A 16,191-nucleotide genomic window follows, 5' to 3' on the forward strand; every position below is an offset into this window, starting at 1 on the left:
ACCAAATTTTTGCAACATGAAGATTACTGAAGTATCAATAAAACGACCTACGATCGTGGTGGTGGTGTTCACCATCCTCACCCTCCTGGGCGTGATGAGCTATAAATCGCTGAACTATGAGCTGCTGCCAAAGTTTAGTTCCCCAATGGTAACCATTTCCACGGTATACCCGGGCGCCTCCCCCAACGAGGTGGAAAGTACAATTACCAAGAAGATTGAAGATGCCGTAGCATCTATGGAAAAGATCAAAAAGATCATCTCCAAGTCTTCTGAAAGTCTTTCTGTTATTACCGTTGAACTGAACAGTGATGCAGACGTGGACATTGCGCTGCAGGATGCACAACGTAAGGTAAACGCTATACTGGCCGATCTGCCAGGCGATGCCAAACCGCCATCACTCAATAAATTTTCCCTGGATGACCTTCCGATCATGACACTGTCTGCCACCGCAAAAATGGACGACAGGCAGTTTTATGACCTGGTAGATAAAAAGCTGCAGCCTTTATTATCCCGTTTACCGGGCGTGGCCCAGGTTTCGCTGATAGGTGGCCAGGAACGCGAAATACAGGTAAACGTAGATCCGAAGAAGCTGCAGGCTTTCAATTTATCTATCATGCAGGTGCGGCAGTTGATCACCAATGCCAACCTCGACTTCCCCACCGGTAAGGTGAAAACTGCCAACGAACAGATCCTGATCCGTTTGGCGGGTAAATATAAAAATGTTGACCAGCTGCGCAACCTGGTGCTGAAAACAACGGAAGATGGTACACAGGTACGGCTTGCGGATGTGGCGGATGTACAGGATGCCCAGAAAGATGCAGAACGTATTGCACGTGTAGATGGCACAGGAGCGATCGCGTTGCAGGTGCAGAAACAAACGGACGCCAACGCGGTAACCGTGAGTGAGGAGATGAAGAAGACCATCAGCAAAATAGAAAAAGACTATGCGGCGAATGAACTGAAGATGACGGTGGTTAATGATTCCTCTGATTTTACGCTGGAATCTGCCGATTCGGTTATACATGACCTTATCCTGGCGGTAGCCCTGGTGGCCGTTGTTATGTTGTTGTTCCTGCATAGCATCCGCAGTGCATTGTTTGTAATGATATCCATCCCCGCTTCCCTTGTTGCTACATTCATCGGGATGAAATTAATGGGCTTCTCGCTCAACCTCATGTCGCTGTTGGGTTTGTCGCTGGTGGTGGGTATTCTTGTGGATGACGCCATTGTGGTGCTTGAGAATATTTACCGGCATATGGAAATGGGTAAGAACCGTGTTCGTGCTGCCTTCGATGGGGTTAAAGAGATAGGCTTTACCGTTACCTCCATTACGTTGGTGATTGTGGTGGTGTTCCTGCCTATTTCATTAACCAACGAACTGGTGTCAAAGATTGTTCGTGAGTTCTGTGTGGTGGTGATGATTTCAACGATGCTCAGTTTACTGTCGTCCTTCATGATTGTACCGTTGTTGTCGTCCCGTTTTGGCAAGCTGGAACATATCACCGGCAAGAACCTTTTTGAGAAATTCATTCTCTGGTTTGAGGCACAGCTGCAGAAATTCACCAACTGGATGACCGTTATCCTGAAGTGGGCGCTGGGTCATAAAAGGATTACCATCGCGCTGGCGGTTGTTTTATTGATTGCCTCTTTTATGTTGATAGGTAAAGGCTACATTGGCGGTGAGTTTATCCCTAAGGGCGACCGCGGCCAGTTTATCGTGATGCTGGAAATGCCGAAAGATGCGTCTGTAGAGCAAACCAACCTGGCTACCCGTACAGCAGAAAAATATCTTAATAAAAAGCAGGAAATCACCCGTTTGATCACCACAGTAGGGCAAACAAGTGAAGATGGTTTCGGTAACTCACAGTCGACCGCTTATAAATCAGAAATCACTGTGATGCTGGTAGATCCTGAACACCGTGCGGATGCTTCAGATATTTATGCGGCTAAGATCAAGAAAGAACTGAAAGCCATTTTACCCGGAGTAAAAGTAAAAACTACAGATGTAAGTATCCTGGGTACTGCAGAGCGGGCGCCGGTAGAGCTGGTGGTAATGGGTACTGAGCTGGACAGCGTAATGAATTACGCCAAAAGGGCAATGGATACTCTCAAAACCATCAATGGGGCTACGGAAGTAAAATTGTCTGTAGAAGATGGTAACCCGGAAATTAATGTGCAGGTAGACAGGGATAAAATGGCTGCACTTGGCCTCACACTTGATGCCGTGGGTGGTACCATGCAAACGGCTTTCAGCGGTACTGCCGATGACTCCAAAGTTAAATTCCGTCAAGGTGATTATGAGTATGATATCAACATCCGTTTTGATGATTTCAACCGTAAGAACCTCGAAGATGTTTCCAATATACAGTTCATTAATGATAAAGGGCAGCTGATCAGGTTGTCGCAGTTTGCTGCGATCACAGAAGGCTCCGGCCCCAGTCACCTGGAAAGAAGGGACAAGAATACTTCTGTATCTGTACAGGCACAGGTGATGGGTCGTCCATCCGGTACGGTTACACAGGAGTTTGCAGATAAGCTGGCAAAAATGGATAAGCCTGCCGGTATCAGCTACCTGTTTGGTGGGGATGCCGAAAACCAGGGTGATTCATTTGGTACAATGGGTGCGGCATTACTGATCTCTATCGTGCTGGTATATCTTATAATGGTGGCGTTATATGATAACTACATTTATCCTTTCGTGGTGTTGTTCTCCATTCCGCTGGCCATCATTGGTGCATTACTGGCACTGGCGCTAACCAACAATACACTGAACATCTTTACCATATTGGGTATGATCATGCTGATAGGTCTGGTGGCAAAGAATGCGATCATGCTGGTAGACTTTGCCAACCAGATGAAGGAGCAGGGGCAAAGTACTTACCAGGCACTGATCCATGCCAACCATGCACGTTTGCGCCCTATCCTGATGACCACTATTGCGATGGTAATTGGTATGTTGCCAATTGCGTTGGCAACAGGTGGTGTGGCTTCTACTAAAAATGGGTTGGCGTGGGTGATCATCGGTGGCCTGATGAGTTCCATGTTCCTCACCCTGATCGTGGTACCGGTGGTATATATGATTATGGATATGGGTATGGCCAGGCTTGGAATTGGTAAATTATCTGCCAAACGTTATATCAGGCAACGTATGGTGGCTTCTTATGAAGAGGTGCCTTTAAATGAAATTCATTCGAATTAAGATATGTTACTAACAGTGTAACAGTTGTAGGTTTAGGTAACAGCCGGAGTAGTCATACTCCGGCTTTCTTTTTCTTTGATATTAACAAGAAATTCTTTCCTTTTCACATTCCCGTATGTTTTTCTGCGGACTATATTTGCAGCAAATACTCTTTATGAGAAACTATGTTCCCCTGTTAATATTACTGTTGACCCCTCTTTTTATTCATGTCCGGCAAACGTTTAACGGATTAACCCTTCCGGAAAGTGCAGTTGCTTATAATGGTGGTTATTTCGTATCGGGTATTGGTGCTAAACTGGCGCCGGTTAAGGATGGGGATGGTGTTATTTCTCATATAGGCAGTGATGGGAAACTGGTGTTAAAATATTTTGAAGATACACTTCATGCTCCTTCGGGCTTGCAGCTTATGAATAACATACTCTATGTGGCTGATCTTGACCATTTGAAAGGATATGATGTTGTAACGAAGAAAAAGGTATTTGATTTAAATCTGGAAGGAAAAGAAGGAATGCTTAATGATGTATGCCGTGTGAATGACAGCTTATTGCTGACAACGGATTCATTCAAAGGGCATGTATTGATGGTGAATATTTTTACAGGCACTTATACTGTGCTGAAAGGGAATATGGCTGCGCCAAACGGGGTTTGCTATGATGCGGCCGCTGACAAAGTATACGTGTGTGCAATGGGGCCCAATTATGACGGAGCTGGCAAGGTATACGCTAAAAAACTGCATGACGGTAATGCTGCTTTTGAGCCACTGGAAGGAGCTCCTGTTGGTTTGCTGGATGGAATGATATTGTTAGATGATCATCGTTTGCTGATATCCGATTGGATAACGCTCAGTAACCCAACAGCAGGAAAGCTGCATGTATATGATCTCAATAAAAAACAATATACCACGATCAATACCCAACGCGCCCCGGCAGATATTGCCCTGGATGCAAAACAGCAGGTATTGCTGATGCCGCAGATGCTGGATAACCTGCTGAGAATAATTCCACTGAAAGAGTATGGATTATGAGAGGTACCGGGAAGCGATTTACAGCCACTCCCCGGTGACAGATCATTTTCTTGCTAAAAGCAGCATATGCGAAACAGGAAAAGGGATAGGTAAGGGTACACCATTTTTGCACGGGCGCATCAATTGTACCTTACCTTCCAGCCTGTTATTTACAATCCATTCATTACGCCAGGTAGTAGAGAGGTTATCCAGCCGAAGGCCGGCTTCTTCGAGAGCAGTTTTCCAGTCTTCGTAATTCCAGAAGCAAAATGTTTCATGCATTTCACTCAGCCAGTTATCATGATAATCTTTTTTGAAAAGAAATTCACATGCATTTTGCATGGATAACTGCGCATAGGTTTGACCTTCAATGGTTACCCATTCATGCGGCAGCTGAAATCCTTCGTGATGGCGAAAATCTTTCGCAAATTGTTTAAACAGCGCCATAGTAGACAGTTTCCCCAGCCATGCGGCCAGTTCCTGCGTAGTGGCATTTTTGGGTAAGGTTAGATCATTTTCCCCATCGGCTTCGTTGAGCCAGAGGAGGATAGTTTCTTCTTTGTTTTCCGGGCCTACAACATCGCGGTTAATCCAGACGCCGCCGGGTACCAGTTCATTATAACGGTTGCGTATAAACGCAAGCAGGTCTTCCCTGCTGCCATATGATTCAATTTCATGGGTAAGCGAGGAGGTATGAATGGTATTCATGCTGCCTGCTTCAAATACGAGGCTGGTCACTGCATTTTTTTGTGAGAAGAACACTGATGGGTTGGCGAATTCACCATTGTGTTTTCTTTGAAGACAGATATCATACAGGTGCCGGGATACTTCAATCCCGTAGAAGTCGCATTCATGCAGGCGATCATCCCCGCAGGCCATCTTAATCCACGAACCCACCGCACAACCGATATCACCGATATTGCCGGGTTGTATGTAAGGCGCCGTTTCCCGGTATTTCTGCACCGCGATGTCGTCCATTTGTTTTACGTATACGTTGTAATCACGGGTAGCGGTTAGATCGCCGTCGGCCCCGATGATGGGATCTTTGAGAATTTGCTGCACCTTCTCTCCTACATTGTAGAGCGACCATATTTTAAAAGATGCCGGGTGCATCTGGTCGAGAGCAGTTTTATTTTTGCGCCAGTCGCCGGCTTGCGCTACCAGTTTTACCACGTCCCATGGCATGGGCTGTGTGAATTGCCTGCTTACCGGGTCCCACTCTGCCGGCAATATGGTGAAGCCATGCTTTATGTACATGTCTTTAACGGCGGTGGAGCAAATAACCAGTGTATTGGCAGGGGTAATTGAGTGAATGCCTTCACTGGAATGCCGTATTGTTTTTATTGTATATTCCGTGAAGTCACTGATCACTCCTACATCGTCGATCCCGTATACATATACCGGAACATCCAGGGAGTTGGAAAATTCCTGGATAATCATAGCCCGGAGATAGAATGGTACCGGGTTTCGTTTGGTGCCCAGGTGATTGGCGGAGGTAACTGCGAAAATCACGCCTTCTATATCCTGTGTGGCTAACGGTTGGCCATATACGTCTTTTTCGCCTTCCAGTTTGCATTTGATCAGGCGGTTCAGGTATTTGAACTGAAAATCTGTGAGCAGGTGATGCCGGCCGGGTATGAGTAAATACATGGCATGAAGTTAAGGAATGCGTTGATTTTTTTGTATACAGGTTAATCAAAAATAACAGAGGGTGTATCGTGGATCAGATACACCCTCTCTGAGGTAACATGCTTGGAAGAAATAAGAATAATTTACAGAGCTGCTGTTTTCCTAACCTCCTCGAAAGTGTAGCTAAGCGTTACTTCACCATTTTCGAATACGGTATGCAGAAGATCGGCGGATGCCGGGGCTTCTCTTTCGGTTACAGTTTTAAATGTGTTATTATCTTTAATAAGCCTGAGTTTTCCGGCTTTGGATTTTTTGAAAGAAGTACGCAAATGGCCGCTGGCATCCAGTTCTACAGGCATTTTTTGTACGTTGATGGATTTTCCGTTTACAATAGCGTATGCGCATTTGAGAGCAAATTCCTGCGTATCGCGGTTTACGCGTTGAAGCAACGCGCCACCCATGCCCAATACCAGGTTTTCTGCGCTGATGCCGGCCTGCTTTAATGCTTCGAATATGCCGGGAATAGAGGAATAGCTGATGCCGTCGCCCTGGATCACCCGTACCTGTGGGGGCAGTACTCTATATCCCTTTTCGTTGACAGTGTAACCGAATTTGTCCATGAGGATGGTAAAGATGCGGAGCAGGGTTTGTACCGGATCTCCGCTGTCGGGGCGGATCACCAGGGTACCCTCTCTTTTCAGGATCTGTTCTTTTAAAGCAGTGCCCCAATATTCTTCACAGGCTCTGAAAATATTGTAGGAGTCTGATACGCAGGCAATGGTACCGGTAGGATAACTATCCAGTATGTGTTTGAATATTTCCAGTTCTCCTTCTTCCCCCAGGAGCGTAACTACAGAATGTTCTGTGGCGGGGATAGATAAGCCCGGGGCCGCAGGCGCATTGTAATATTTTTTTGCAAATACGGAACCTGGAATGGTATCGCTGCCGGTAAAGCTTACCAGATGGGCACTTCCGCCGATACCGGCGCTTTCCACGGAGCTGGCGCCACGGAAGCCAAAGTCGTTCAGCACAAAGTCGATGCCCGCAAAAGCCTCAGCACTGGCAGTTTCGTCATAATATTTCCTTACCACTTTTTTTATTTCCCTGGATACGGAAGCTACGGTGCATGGGTACCATACCTGCATAAGTAATGTTTCAAGGAAGTTGGTGAGCCAGAAACATTCAGGGTCGGTATTTTCGATGGTCATCAGCACATTTCGTACAGGCACTACTGTACCTTCTGCTACTGCTTTGATGCGCACCGGAAGTTTACCTCCGTATTTATCAATAATATATTCAAAGCGGCTGCGGTCAAATACATCTTTCCTGCCAAACACCTCTGTGAGTATGGTTTCGGCCTCGTCCAGCTTTTCTTTTGTGAATACTACTCCGCTCAGGTATTCTTTTAAGAAATATTGCAGGCCATAAAAAACGGTTTCATCAAATTTGCCGCCCCGGCTTTCCAGGTAGGAGTATATAAATTGAGTGCCGGGGACATATAATTTATGGTGGGAGTATTTATAAGCATCGGCCAGGAGGATAAGATTTTCCTTTGTCATATCTCAATATTTTAGTCTTAGGCAATATATTTTTCAGTCAGTTTTGCCAGTAAGGGAATATGGGTATCATTGATCTCTCCTTTGGCAATTAAATTGGGTATATCTGTCACCGTTACCCAGCGTACTTCCTGCAGATCGTCGCCAGCGGCGGGCTCGCCATAAAGCAGGTCGGTGCTGAACAGGGTGGTAATAATTTTATTCACTTCGCTGCGATAGCGCCAGTCGTTTACTTTCAGGGAAGCTACGTATTGCATGGGACCTGTTTCCACGGTGCCGCATTCTTCCTGCAATTCCCTGGTGGCGGCCATTTCAAAGTTATCGTCTGTTGGATCGGAAAACCCGCCTGGCAGGCGCCATACATTTTCATTGGGTTTGCGGCCCAGCAGCAGTTCAGTTTTGTTATTCCTGAAGAGTGCGATATCTACAGTAGCATATACGGAAGGAAAAAGATTATAGGTATTGTAGATGATACCGGCACGGAATTCTTCTGTATCAAACACCTTATCAGATATAGCTTCCCGCATGGCGGTAGCGTTATAGTCCTGTACCGGAGGAAGGGCCTCAGTTTTAAATTTACCGGAATAGGTGTCCATAAAACTGTTGCGGCTGCCGTACAATAAGAAAGTTTCATGGGGAAAATTACTGTGAAGCAGTTCATCCAGTTTTTGTGACCATATGGTATCACTTTTCTGATCGCTCAGGGGGAGCACAATAATTTCGGGGAACTGTTGTTTGATCATCCGTTCGCGGGTATAGTAATCCAGCGGATTTTTTCGGCTGCCCCGTACAGGACTAACGCCAAGTATAATGATCACACGGTTGTGCTTTTGTTTCACCTGGCGGATGAGCTCCAGGTGCCCTTCGTGGAGGGACGGTGTCTGGAACCTGGCGATAATAACTCCTGTGGGCTTTGTGTTTTGCATGTTGAGCTATTTTGTGTAATTGTTACACAAATATAGAAACCCTTTTCGGATTTCCAAAATATTTCTTGTAAAAAATACACAAAATAAGAAACAGGCTAGTGATCAGATGCTAAAACACTGCAGCTACTCTGATGCATTTGCATTACAGGATTGCTGACGGCTTGCGAAGAGGCTCTAAAACACTGTAACCAGCCGCGTTCCATAATATGGTTGTTGTGGCGGGCTGTCTCATGTACTGGCCACAACCTTTTCATCGCATCCTCATTGTAGAGGGACTGGTATTAGCTATGCCGGAACCAGGTTTCTGCCTTGGAATGCGCAGCAGCATTGCGGGAAGCGGCCATGCCGGAGCCCAATACCTGCGTTGAAATACAGCCCCGGTTATACTTCCGACATCTCTCTGTCTGCAACAAACAGGGCAGTGGTGCTGCAATGCATCTATATCTCAAACGTCATTCCTTCTTTTTTCAGTTTAAAATACCGGGCTTCATCGAAGCTGAAAAGTTTGGCTGGCCTCCCCTGTGATACCTGTTTTTGCTTTTCGTTATGTGCAATCAGTATTCCCAGGTGATTGATCTTCTTCTGGAAGTTACGACGGTCGATAGGCCTGTCAAGCAACGTTTCGTAGAGTTTTTCCAGGTCGGCGATGGGGAATTTGTTATCCAGCAGTTCAAATCCGATAGGTTCATAGCGGATCTTACTGCGGAGGCGCTGTACCGCAATATCTATAATAGTTGCATGGTCAAAGGCCAGCGTTGGCAGGTTTTTGATATTGAACCATTTGGCGTCTTCTGCATCAGAACTGGCGGCGAGCTTGAAATTAGTTGGATTTACCAGCCCGAAGTATGCGATAGACACTACCCTTCCCCGCGGATCGCGGCCGGGCAGGCCAAAGGTATACAGTTGTTCGAGGTAGTTGATATTTACACCGGCTTCGGTAAGCAGTTCACGGGTAACGGCTTCTTCCAGCGCTTCTTCATCCAGCACAAATCCGCCGGGCAGTGCCCAGCTGTGCAGGTAGGGCTCTATGGTGCGCTTGATCAGCAGTACCACAATGCCTTCTTTTGGAATATATCCAAATACGACTGCATCTACAGTTAGTCTGATGTTTTGTATGATCGGCAAACTCTTATATGATTATTTTGCTTGAATGTAATGTTCCAGTTGGGCAGTGCCTTTGTGCAAATTTACGAACAAAGGATTTTTCAGCGGGTCAAAAACAATGATGGTGCTTTGCTCCCAGATATCCTGCGGCACAGGCAGCTCAATGATCACTTCCTGGCCGTTTGCGCGGCGGAAAAGCAGGCTATCCTTGCCGGCCATATGTCTTTTGTACTGATGCTGGTCGAGGTAATCGGTCAGCTCTTTTCTCAGCTGCAGCACGGAATCGGTCAGCGGGTTGGAGGCTGGTTTGAATTCGCGGTACACGTAGCATTTTTCAGTTATAACATCGTAGGCCGATCTGTCGGTGTTGCGTTCGTCATTACGGGTATGGTTACACGCGAACAGTAACAGGGAAATACCCAGGAGTGATAATATTTTTTTCATGATCTCATAGCTTTAATGTTCGTAACAATCATAGTTGCGCTGGCGGTAAATTTTTCCGTCGCGGAATTCTATGATAGTGCAAATGAATGCTTTCATTATTTGTCCCCGGCGGAACTGTCCTGCATCTACACCTATTTCCCCGGTCCATTTAGCTTCTACTACCAGGGTATTCCCTGATTCCACCACTTTCAGCACGCTGAAATGCTGTGCTTTCAAAATTATTTTATTCGTAGCCATGCTTTCCAGCATGATGTCAAAGTTCCGTTGTTTAATTTCATTCGAGAGCTGGTTTGGGTATTCAGTCTGAATAATATTTGGATGAAAAATCCTGGCAAATTCAACGGGATCTGCTGAAAAGCTTTCCAGCAGCTGGAAATACCGGTATATAAGCGCCAGTTTCTCTTCCATTTAAAGGGATAAATTGAAATTTTGCGAATTACGTATTTATGCGAAAATATACATTTCGTACTTATATGTAAACCGCAAATTTTGAAGTGGTCTTAATCCGCGTGCCTCATTGAATGCTGCTAAATGCAAGTTTGTCCTTGTTATTTGTTTTGTCGATGATGTTATACACCAGTTTCAGCACATGTAGTGTGCCGTCGTAATTTACTTTATCTGCGGAGGCGGGAGTGTTTTTACAGAAGTAGAGTACCGGTATATTTTTTTTGTAGAAAGATGCGTGATCAGAGTTGCTGATACCACTGGAGTCATATACCAGTGGCAGCTCTTTGGTAGCGGCCTGCTGGATGATGGCTGACCATCCCGGGGAAGTACCGGTACCGCCGATCTGCAGCGCCGTACCCGGGCTCAGGGTACCAATGCCATCCATATTGATCATGTAGTTCACCTGTGAAAGGTCTACCTTACTATGGGAGGCGAAATAAGAGGAACCGGACAGGCCCTGTTCTTTTCCTGAAAAGGCAATAATGATATAGTTGTTGTTATGGAGACGGGAATTCTTCAGCAAGCGGGCTATTTCCAGCATGGCAGCGGTTCCGCTGGCATTGTCTTCGGTTTTATCGGTGGCGTCCCAGCCGGGGTAGTCGTAATGGGCGCCGATCACGATGGTCCTGGGCGCTTTGTTATTGATATAGCCGATCACGTTGGTACCGTTGCGCTGAATATTTTTAAAGGCTATCTGCATCTGGATAGGGAATCCATCGGCATCATCTGCTCCCAGTTTTTTACTGATATCGGCATTCACCCAAACCGCTGGTATGCCTGTAGCTTTGGGCCGCTGGTCCAGCCATTTCATTACTTCGGCGGCGGTTTCTTTACCATTATAAAATACCACGCCGGTAGCGCCGGCTTTCTCGGCAATCTGCGTTTGTTGCAGGTACTGCGCTACCATGCTTTTGCGGGTATCCGTATCCAGTTCTGCCACATTGATCAGCCAGATATTATCCGGTTCATTAACTCCCGGAATAGCCTCTCCCCTGGCTGTTTTGCCGGCACTGAAGGGAAGTGGTACAAATTGCCTGCCCGCTTCCAGTTTATTTCCGCTAATAGTCATCTGGCAATCGGCCGATGGCTCACGGGTCTCTTTCACGGTAAATGCCTGTAAAAAGCCATCTTCACCCATAGGCGTTAAACCTATTCGCTGCATTTGTTCAGAAAGATAGGTTGCGGCCAGCCGTTCGCCGGGAGCGCCTGTGCTGCGGCCTTCCAGCTTATCGCTGCTCAGGTAACTGATATGCGCTTGCAGGTTTCCAAGTGTTTTACGGTCTTCCTTTTTCTGTCCATAAATGCAGGTGGTTACAACTACCAATGGTAACAGCCAGGTTATCTTTTTCACAGCGAATCTGTTTTTGGGTGTTGGTGCAAAATTACGAATTACAAACAGCTAAAGCGCATTAACGTACCAATTCTTTTGACTATATCATTGTATTTTAAGTATTTATAATGTATACCTTCGTCTTAAAACAGTCATACGCCGTTTTATGTTGGCCGTTCATAATTCTCAAATCGCTATTTTTGCCCCGTTTTAAAAACAAAGTATGAAAAACACGCCTTTTACAGAGAAACACATTGCGCTGGGCGCCAAGATGGCCGCCTTTGCAGGTTACAACATGCCTATTTCCTACACTGGTATTAACGATGAGCACCAGGCGGTGCGTACCAACGCCGGTGTGTTTGATGTAAGCCACATGGGCGAATTTATTTTAAAGGGTGAAAACGCATTGGATCTGATCCAGCGAGTTACCAGCAACGATGCTTCCAAACTAACCGCTGGTAAAGCCCAGTACAGCTGCCTGCCAAACAATGAGGGCGGTATTGTAGACGACCTGCTCGTTTATTGCATTGAAGAAAACAAAGTATACATGCTGGTGGTAAACGCCAGTAATATTGAAAAAGACTGGAACTGGATCTCAGGGTTTAATACCAAAGGAGTGGAAATGCACAACATTTCCGATAAAACCTGTTTGCTGGCTATCCAGGGCCCTAACGCTACAAGTATCCTGCAACCGCTTACAGAAGTAGACCTGGTAAACATGAAGTATTACACCTTTGCCAAGGGAACTTTTGCTGGTGTGGATAACGTAGTGATCAGTGCAACAGGTTACACCGGCGCCGGTGGTATTGAAATATATTTTGAAGACAAGGACGGAGCTGCAGATAAGATCTGGAATGCCATCTTCGCAGAAGGTGGGCCTAAGGGTCTTAAGCCTATCGGTTTGGGAGCCCGCGATACGCTTCGCCTCGAAATGGGATTTTGCCTTTACGGAAATGATATTGACGACACTACTTCCCCGCTGGAAGCCGGTTTGGGATGGATCACCAAATTCACCAAACCATTTACCTCCAGCGAGTTATTCGCAAAACAAAAAGCAGAAGGCGTAAGCAAAAAACTGGTAGGCTTTGAAATGATAGATAAGGGCATTCCGCGCCACGACTATGAAATTAAAGATGCTGCAGGTAACACAATTGGTCGTGTAACCTCCGGAACCCAGTCGCCATCTATGCAGAAGGCTATCGGCCTTGGCTATGTGAAAACGGCTTTTGCTGCATTGGATACTGAAATTTTTATCGCAGTAAGGGACAAGCTCCTGAAAGCAAAAGTGGTAAAAGTGCCTTTCCTGGGCTAGGAATATGTATGAATAGCCGGTTAAAGTTGTTAGTTTCGGTGCCTGGAAAGTTTCCGGCGCACCGGAATTTTTGTATTTTATTGCCATATCTATGCCTACTATTCATTTAACTACCGTTATCTATGCCCCGCTGGAAAGGGTTTTTGACCTGAGCAGGAGCATTACGCTACACAAGCGAAGTATGTCGCACCGGCAGGAAGATGCGATAAAAGGCCGCACCAACGGCCTGATATCCTATAATGAAACAGTGACCTGGAGAGCAAAGCATCTTGGGAAAATGAGGGAACTAACCACTAAAATCACCGCTATGCGTCAGAATGAATCATTTACTGACCAAATGACTGACGGGGATTTTACCCATTTGAATCATGAACATTATTTTAAACAGATAGAAAATGCCACTGTGATGATTGATATTATGAACTTTGGCACTCCTTATGGCTGGTTTGGAAGAGTATTTGAGCGGTTCTACCTGCAAAAATATATGACCAGGCTCCTGCAGGAAAGAAATAATACCATTAAGGATTACGCAGAGAGTGAGAAGTGGAGGGTGATCCTTGATTAAAACAAAACGCAACTGAATGACAGAAAGCAACAAACCCAGCCTGGAAGTATGTTTATCTCCGGCCTTGTTACATTTATTTGATGTAAAAAACAGCATTGTAGTTATTATAGATGTATTGCGCGCTACTTCTACTATTTGTACTGCCCTGTATAACGGCGCTTCCCGTGTAATACCGGTAGCCAGCGTGGAAGAATGTGTGAATATAGGCCGTGCCATAGGTGGTATCACCGCTGGTGAAAGAGATGGCAGGATCGCGGAAGGGCTGGCATACGGCAACTCTCCTTTTGAATATCCCCGTGAGTTTGTGGAAAATAAAACGCTGGTACTCACCACCACCAACGGTACCAAATTATTACACATGGCCAAAGATGCCATACAGATCATCACCGGCTCCTTCCCTAACATCAGCGCTGTTTGCGATTACCTGGTGGCGCAAAACCAGAACGTGATCCTGGGCTGTGCTGCATGGAAAGACCGCGTAAATATGGAAGACACGCTGTTTGCCGGCGCCGTGGTAAGCCGTATCAAACAACATTTTGACGTAAACTGCGACTCTGCCATTGCAGCTGAAACCCTTTATCACTCGGCCAAAAACGACATCTATACCTTCATGAGGCAGGCCTCTCACTATAAGCGCCTGGCGCAATATGGCCTGGAAAAAGATATACATTACTGTCTTACTGCCGATGGAGCGAGTGTATTACCTCTGTTCAGGGATGGGGAGCTTATTGCTCACTCCTGATAATATATAAAAATTCCGGAGAGATGAAAGCGGCCTCCCACTTTTATCTCCCCGGATTAATTTAAGACCTGAAGCGTCTAAGGTGCGTGGCGCTTCTCTTTTATTGCGGCCGGCACGCCAATTACTGTTACCTCATCAGGCACATTTTTCAAAACGAGGCTGGCAGCACCCACAATACTGTTGCTACCAATAGTTCTGTTCTCTAACACGGTGGCCTTCACTCCAATGAGATTGGTATCGCCTATTTTAACAAATCCAGAAATCGCTACTCCGGGATTCAGGAGATTGTAGTTACCAATAACTACATCATGGCCAATAGTGATGCCCGGATTAAAAATATTAAAAGAGCCGATGGTTATAAATGTAGTGAGAGAGCAGTTAGCGTTTATAATATTACCACGGCCCAATACGATATTTTCAAAATCCGCTACTACATTAGGATGTATGAGATTAGGGAAATCAAAGTCCGCCTCAAGGGTAGTTGCCAGTTTCTGAATGACAGCCGGATTTCCAATAGCAATGGCAAGCGATGCTCCTTTTATAAGAGGCAGATCCTTTTCTCCTAATACCGGTACTTCTTTTCCGCTTATTTTAATGGAGGCGCCTGCAACAATGTCAACAAAACCTTTAATGTAATAGCCCCCAATCTGGCGGATTAGAAAATAGACTTCTTTTGCAAGCCCGCCGGCACCAAGGATATAAATGTTTTTCATTGGTGTTTTATTAATTTATCTGTTCAAAGCATCTGCTATTACATTGTCTAGTGCCTGGCCCAGCAGTTTTACCCTTGCGGCAGATACTGCAGCTAATTGTTCATCGTTTACAACATAATGTTCAGCCTGGTATCCGTGGAGCACCTGTAACATCTTCTCCGAGAGGTCCCTTTCGTTACCTACTTGGAAGAAGGTAACAAGTGGATTGTCGATTTCTTTGTTAATATCAATATCAGAAATAATAGCCTGTTTACCAAATGCAATAGCATCATAAGTAGCTCCTCCGCCAGGCCCTCCTTCAAATAAGGTCGGCTGAATAAGCGCAATCGCCTGTAATAATATTCCGATCTGCTCCTTTTTGGAAATGTATCCCAGAAAGTGAACCCTGTTTTCAATCCCCATGCGCCGGATTTCCTCTTTTAGCGAAGCAAAGTAGGCTGCATCCCTGCTGTCTTCGGTATTACCGGTGCAAACCAGCGCTATATTTTCCGGGGTGTTGTCACTTAGCATTTTCAATGCACGGAAAGCTGTAAGGTGCGATTTATGTAACCAGAACTGGTTAGATATAATAAAATACTTTTCAGGGAGACCATACATAGTTTTTAGCTCGTCATAGTTATCTGAGAGCAACTTTCTGTTATATACTGGCGTAAAAGGCAGACAGACTATTTCACTTTCATGACCCGGATAAAACTTATCTGCGTCACTTTTTACCGCTCTGGAATTCACAATGATTTTTGGGGCGGCATCCAGCATTTTTTTAAAATACTGGTCTCTTCGTTGTATTTCCTCCTGTTGGAAGAATTGGGGAAGATATTTATGCTGAAAATCGTATAGATAGCCGATCCATGATATTTTTACCTCATCAGGCAATACGTCCAGGCACGGAATAAGTAAGGCAATATGATGTTTTCTGATAGCGGTATTCAGGCCAGTTATGCCCCTGTATACCACCATCTTTATTTCAGATGCGAATTCACTGAAGTGAGTTCGTTTGTCGTCAACAGGCAGTGGTTTACTTTTTAATCCCAGCTTATAAAGCAACCGGTTGAATTTGCTGGTCCGGGGGCTATTATCCGGGATTAATAGAATGACTTCATATTTATCGGTTGCGAGAATCCCCCGCATGATCAGCTTAAGAAAATCAATTCCTCCGCCCCACCCAATAAATCCCGTGGCATGAATGCCAATCTTTTTCTTATTCATATCACAAACTGCAGC

General features: G+C 45.5%; 15 protein-coding genes. 6 read left to right on the top strand and 9 right to left on the bottom strand.

Going from position 1 to position 16,191, the window contains the following annotated elements; translation table 11 throughout:
* Window positions 1–16: 16 nt before the first annotated feature.
* Both ABIE50_RS03815 and ABIE50_RS03820 read left to right on the top strand, forming a co-directional pair.
* Window positions 17–3,199, top strand: coding sequence for an efflux RND transporter permease subunit (locus ABIE50_RS03815; protein ID WP_209855642.1), 3,183 nt, complete (start codon window positions 17–19; stop codon window positions 3,197–3,199).
* Between the two features lie 154 nt (window positions 3,200–3,353).
* Complete coding sequence (locus ABIE50_RS03820; RefSeq protein ID WP_209855637.1) at window positions 3,354–4,223, top strand: SMP-30/gluconolactonase/LRE family protein; 870 nt, start codon at window positions 3,354–3,356, stop codon at window positions 4,221–4,223.
* A 42-nt stretch (window positions 4,224–4,265) separates the two neighbouring features.
* Here ABIE50_RS03820 and ABIE50_RS03825 read toward each other — a convergent pair whose 3' ends face one another.
* The 3 genes from ABIE50_RS03825 to ABIE50_RS03835 all read right to left on the bottom strand — a co-directional run bounded on the left by ABIE50_RS03825 (window position 4,266) and on the right by ABIE50_RS03835 (window position 8,313).
* The gene (locus tag ABIE50_RS03825; protein WP_209855634.1) at window positions 4,266–5,852 is read right to left on the bottom strand and encodes a class I SAM-dependent methyltransferase; all 1,587 of its coding nucleotides are present in this window, start codon (window positions 5,850–5,852) and stop codon (window positions 4,266–4,268) included.
* Window positions 5,853–5,974: 122 nt separating this feature from the next.
* Window positions 5,975–7,390, bottom strand: a complete 1,416-nt coding sequence (locus ABIE50_RS03830) for a nicotinate phosphoribosyltransferase (protein ID WP_209855631.1) — start codon at window positions 7,388–7,390, stop codon at window positions 5,975–5,977.
* A gap of 17 nt (window positions 7,391–7,407) precedes the next feature.
* On the bottom strand, window positions 7,408–8,313 hold the full coding sequence (locus tag ABIE50_RS03835; protein ID WP_209855628.1) for a pantoate--beta-alanine ligase: 906 nt from the start codon (window positions 8,311–8,313) through the stop codon (window positions 7,408–7,410).
* Window positions 8,314–8,528: 215 nt separating this feature from the next.
* On the opposite strand from ABIE50_RS03835, the gene ABIE50_RS03840 reads away from it, so the two are divergent.
* The gene (locus ABIE50_RS03840) at window positions 8,529–8,681 is read left to right on the top strand and encodes a hypothetical protein (RefSeq protein ID WP_209855625.1); all 153 of its coding nucleotides are present in this window, start codon (window positions 8,529–8,531) and stop codon (window positions 8,679–8,681) included.
* 70 nt (window positions 8,682–8,751) lie between these two features.
* On the opposite strand, the gene ABIE50_RS03845 is transcribed toward ABIE50_RS03840, so the two are convergent.
* From ABIE50_RS03845 to ABIE50_RS03860, 4 genes are all read right to left on the bottom strand, one after another.
* Window positions 8,752–9,438 carry an NUDIX hydrolase gene (locus tag ABIE50_RS03845; RefSeq protein ID WP_142684409.1) on the bottom strand — a complete coding sequence of 229 codons (687 nt, stop codon included), beginning with the start codon at window positions 9,436–9,438 and terminating at the stop codon, window positions 8,752–8,754.
* A 12-nt stretch (window positions 9,439–9,450) separates the two neighbouring features.
* On the bottom strand, window positions 9,451–9,861 hold the full coding sequence (locus ABIE50_RS03850; RefSeq protein ID WP_209855622.1) for a hypothetical protein: 411 nt from the start codon (window positions 9,859–9,861) through the stop codon (window positions 9,451–9,453).
* A gap of 12 nt (window positions 9,862–9,873) precedes the next feature.
* Entirely contained in the window at window positions 9,874–10,269 is a 396-nt protein-coding gene (locus ABIE50_RS03855) for a nuclear transport factor 2 family protein (protein WP_142684407.1), read from the bottom strand.
* A 106-nt stretch (window positions 10,270–10,375) separates the two neighbouring features.
* Window positions 10,376–11,659, bottom strand: coding sequence for a M28 family peptidase (locus ABIE50_RS03860; protein WP_209855620.1), 1,284 nt, complete (start codon window positions 11,657–11,659; stop codon window positions 10,376–10,378).
* A gap of 202 nt (window positions 11,660–11,861) precedes the next feature.
* Between ABIE50_RS03860 and gcvT the strand changes: the two genes are divergently transcribed.
* The 3 genes from gcvT to ABIE50_RS03875 all read left to right on the top strand — a co-directional run bounded on the left by gcvT (window position 11,862) and on the right by ABIE50_RS03875 (window position 14,257).
* The gene (gene gcvT, locus ABIE50_RS03865; RefSeq protein WP_209855617.1) at window positions 11,862–12,950 is read left to right on the top strand and encodes a glycine cleavage system aminomethyltransferase GcvT; all 1,089 of its coding nucleotides are present in this window, start codon (window positions 11,862–11,864) and stop codon (window positions 12,948–12,950) included.
* 91 nt (window positions 12,951–13,041) lie between these two features.
* A complete protein-coding gene (locus tag ABIE50_RS03870) occupies window positions 13,042–13,515 on the top strand; it encodes an SRPBCC family protein (RefSeq protein ID WP_142684404.1) in 474 nt (157 codons plus the stop codon).
* A 16-nt stretch (window positions 13,516–13,531) separates the two neighbouring features.
* Complete coding sequence (locus ABIE50_RS03875; RefSeq protein ID WP_209855614.1) at window positions 13,532–14,257, top strand: 2-phosphosulfolactate phosphatase; 726 nt, start codon at window positions 13,532–13,534, stop codon at window positions 14,255–14,257.
* 77 nt (window positions 14,258–14,334) lie between these two features.
* On the opposite strand, the gene ABIE50_RS03880 is transcribed toward ABIE50_RS03875, so the two are convergent.
* Together ABIE50_RS03880 and ABIE50_RS03885 are read right to left on the bottom strand one after the other, a co-directional pair.
* Window positions 14,335–14,970, bottom strand: coding sequence for an acetyltransferase (locus ABIE50_RS03880; protein ID WP_209855611.1), 636 nt, complete (start codon window positions 14,968–14,970; stop codon window positions 14,335–14,337).
* A gap of 15 nt (window positions 14,971–14,985) precedes the next feature.
* Window positions 14,986–16,176, bottom strand: coding sequence for a glycosyltransferase (locus ABIE50_RS03885; RefSeq protein ID WP_209855609.1), 1,191 nt, complete (start codon window positions 16,174–16,176; stop codon window positions 14,986–14,988).
* Between the last annotated feature and the right edge of the window lie 15 nt (window positions 16,177–16,191).

The organism is Chitinophaga sp. OAE865 (assembly GCF_040546735.1).
Lineage (GTDB): Bacteria > Bacteroidota > Bacteroidia > Chitinophagales > Chitinophagaceae > Chitinophaga > Chitinophaga polysaccharea_A.

Excerpts from the sequence above, each read along its gene's own strand:
- ABIE50_RS03815 (WP_209855642.1), top strand. The coding sequence starts at position 17 with ATGAAGATTACTGAAGTATCAATAAAACGACCTACGATCGTGGTGGTG.
- ABIE50_RS03820 (WP_209855637.1), top strand. The coding sequence starts at position 3,354 with ATGAGAAACTATGTTCCCCTGTTAATATTACTGTTGACCCCTCTTTTT.
- ABIE50_RS03825 (WP_209855634.1), bottom strand. The coding sequence starts at position 5,852 with ATGTATTTACTCATACCCGGCCGGCATCACCTGCTCACAGATTTTCAG.
- ABIE50_RS03830 (WP_209855631.1), bottom strand. The coding sequence starts at position 7,390 with ATGACAAAGGAAAATCTTATCCTCCTGGCCGATGCTTATAAATACTCC.
- ABIE50_RS03835 (WP_209855628.1), bottom strand. The coding sequence starts at position 8,313 with ATGCAAAACACAAAGCCCACAGGAGTTATTATCGCCAGGTTCCAGACA.
- ABIE50_RS03850 (WP_209855622.1), bottom strand. The coding sequence starts at position 9,861 with ATGAAAAAAATATTATCACTCCTGGGTATTTCCCTGTTACTGTTCGCG.
- ABIE50_RS03855 (WP_142684407.1), bottom strand. The coding sequence starts at position 10,269 with ATGGAAGAGAAACTGGCGCTTATATACCGGTATTTCCAGCTGCTGGAA.
- gcvT (WP_209855617.1), top strand. The coding sequence starts at position 11,862 with ATGAAAAACACGCCTTTTACAGAGAAACACATTGCGCTGGGCGCCAAG.
- ABIE50_RS03870 (WP_142684404.1), top strand. The coding sequence starts at position 13,042 with ATGCCTACTATTCATTTAACTACCGTTATCTATGCCCCGCTGGAAAGG.
- ABIE50_RS03875 (WP_209855614.1), top strand. The coding sequence starts at position 13,532 with ATGACAGAAAGCAACAAACCCAGCCTGGAAGTATGTTTATCTCCGGCC.
- ABIE50_RS03880 (WP_209855611.1), bottom strand. The coding sequence starts at position 14,970 with ATGAAAAACATTTATATCCTTGGTGCCGGCGGGCTTGCAAAAGAAGTC.
- ABIE50_RS03885 (WP_209855609.1), bottom strand. The coding sequence starts at position 16,176 with ATGAATAAGAAAAAGATTGGCATTCATGCCACGGGATTTATTGGGTGG.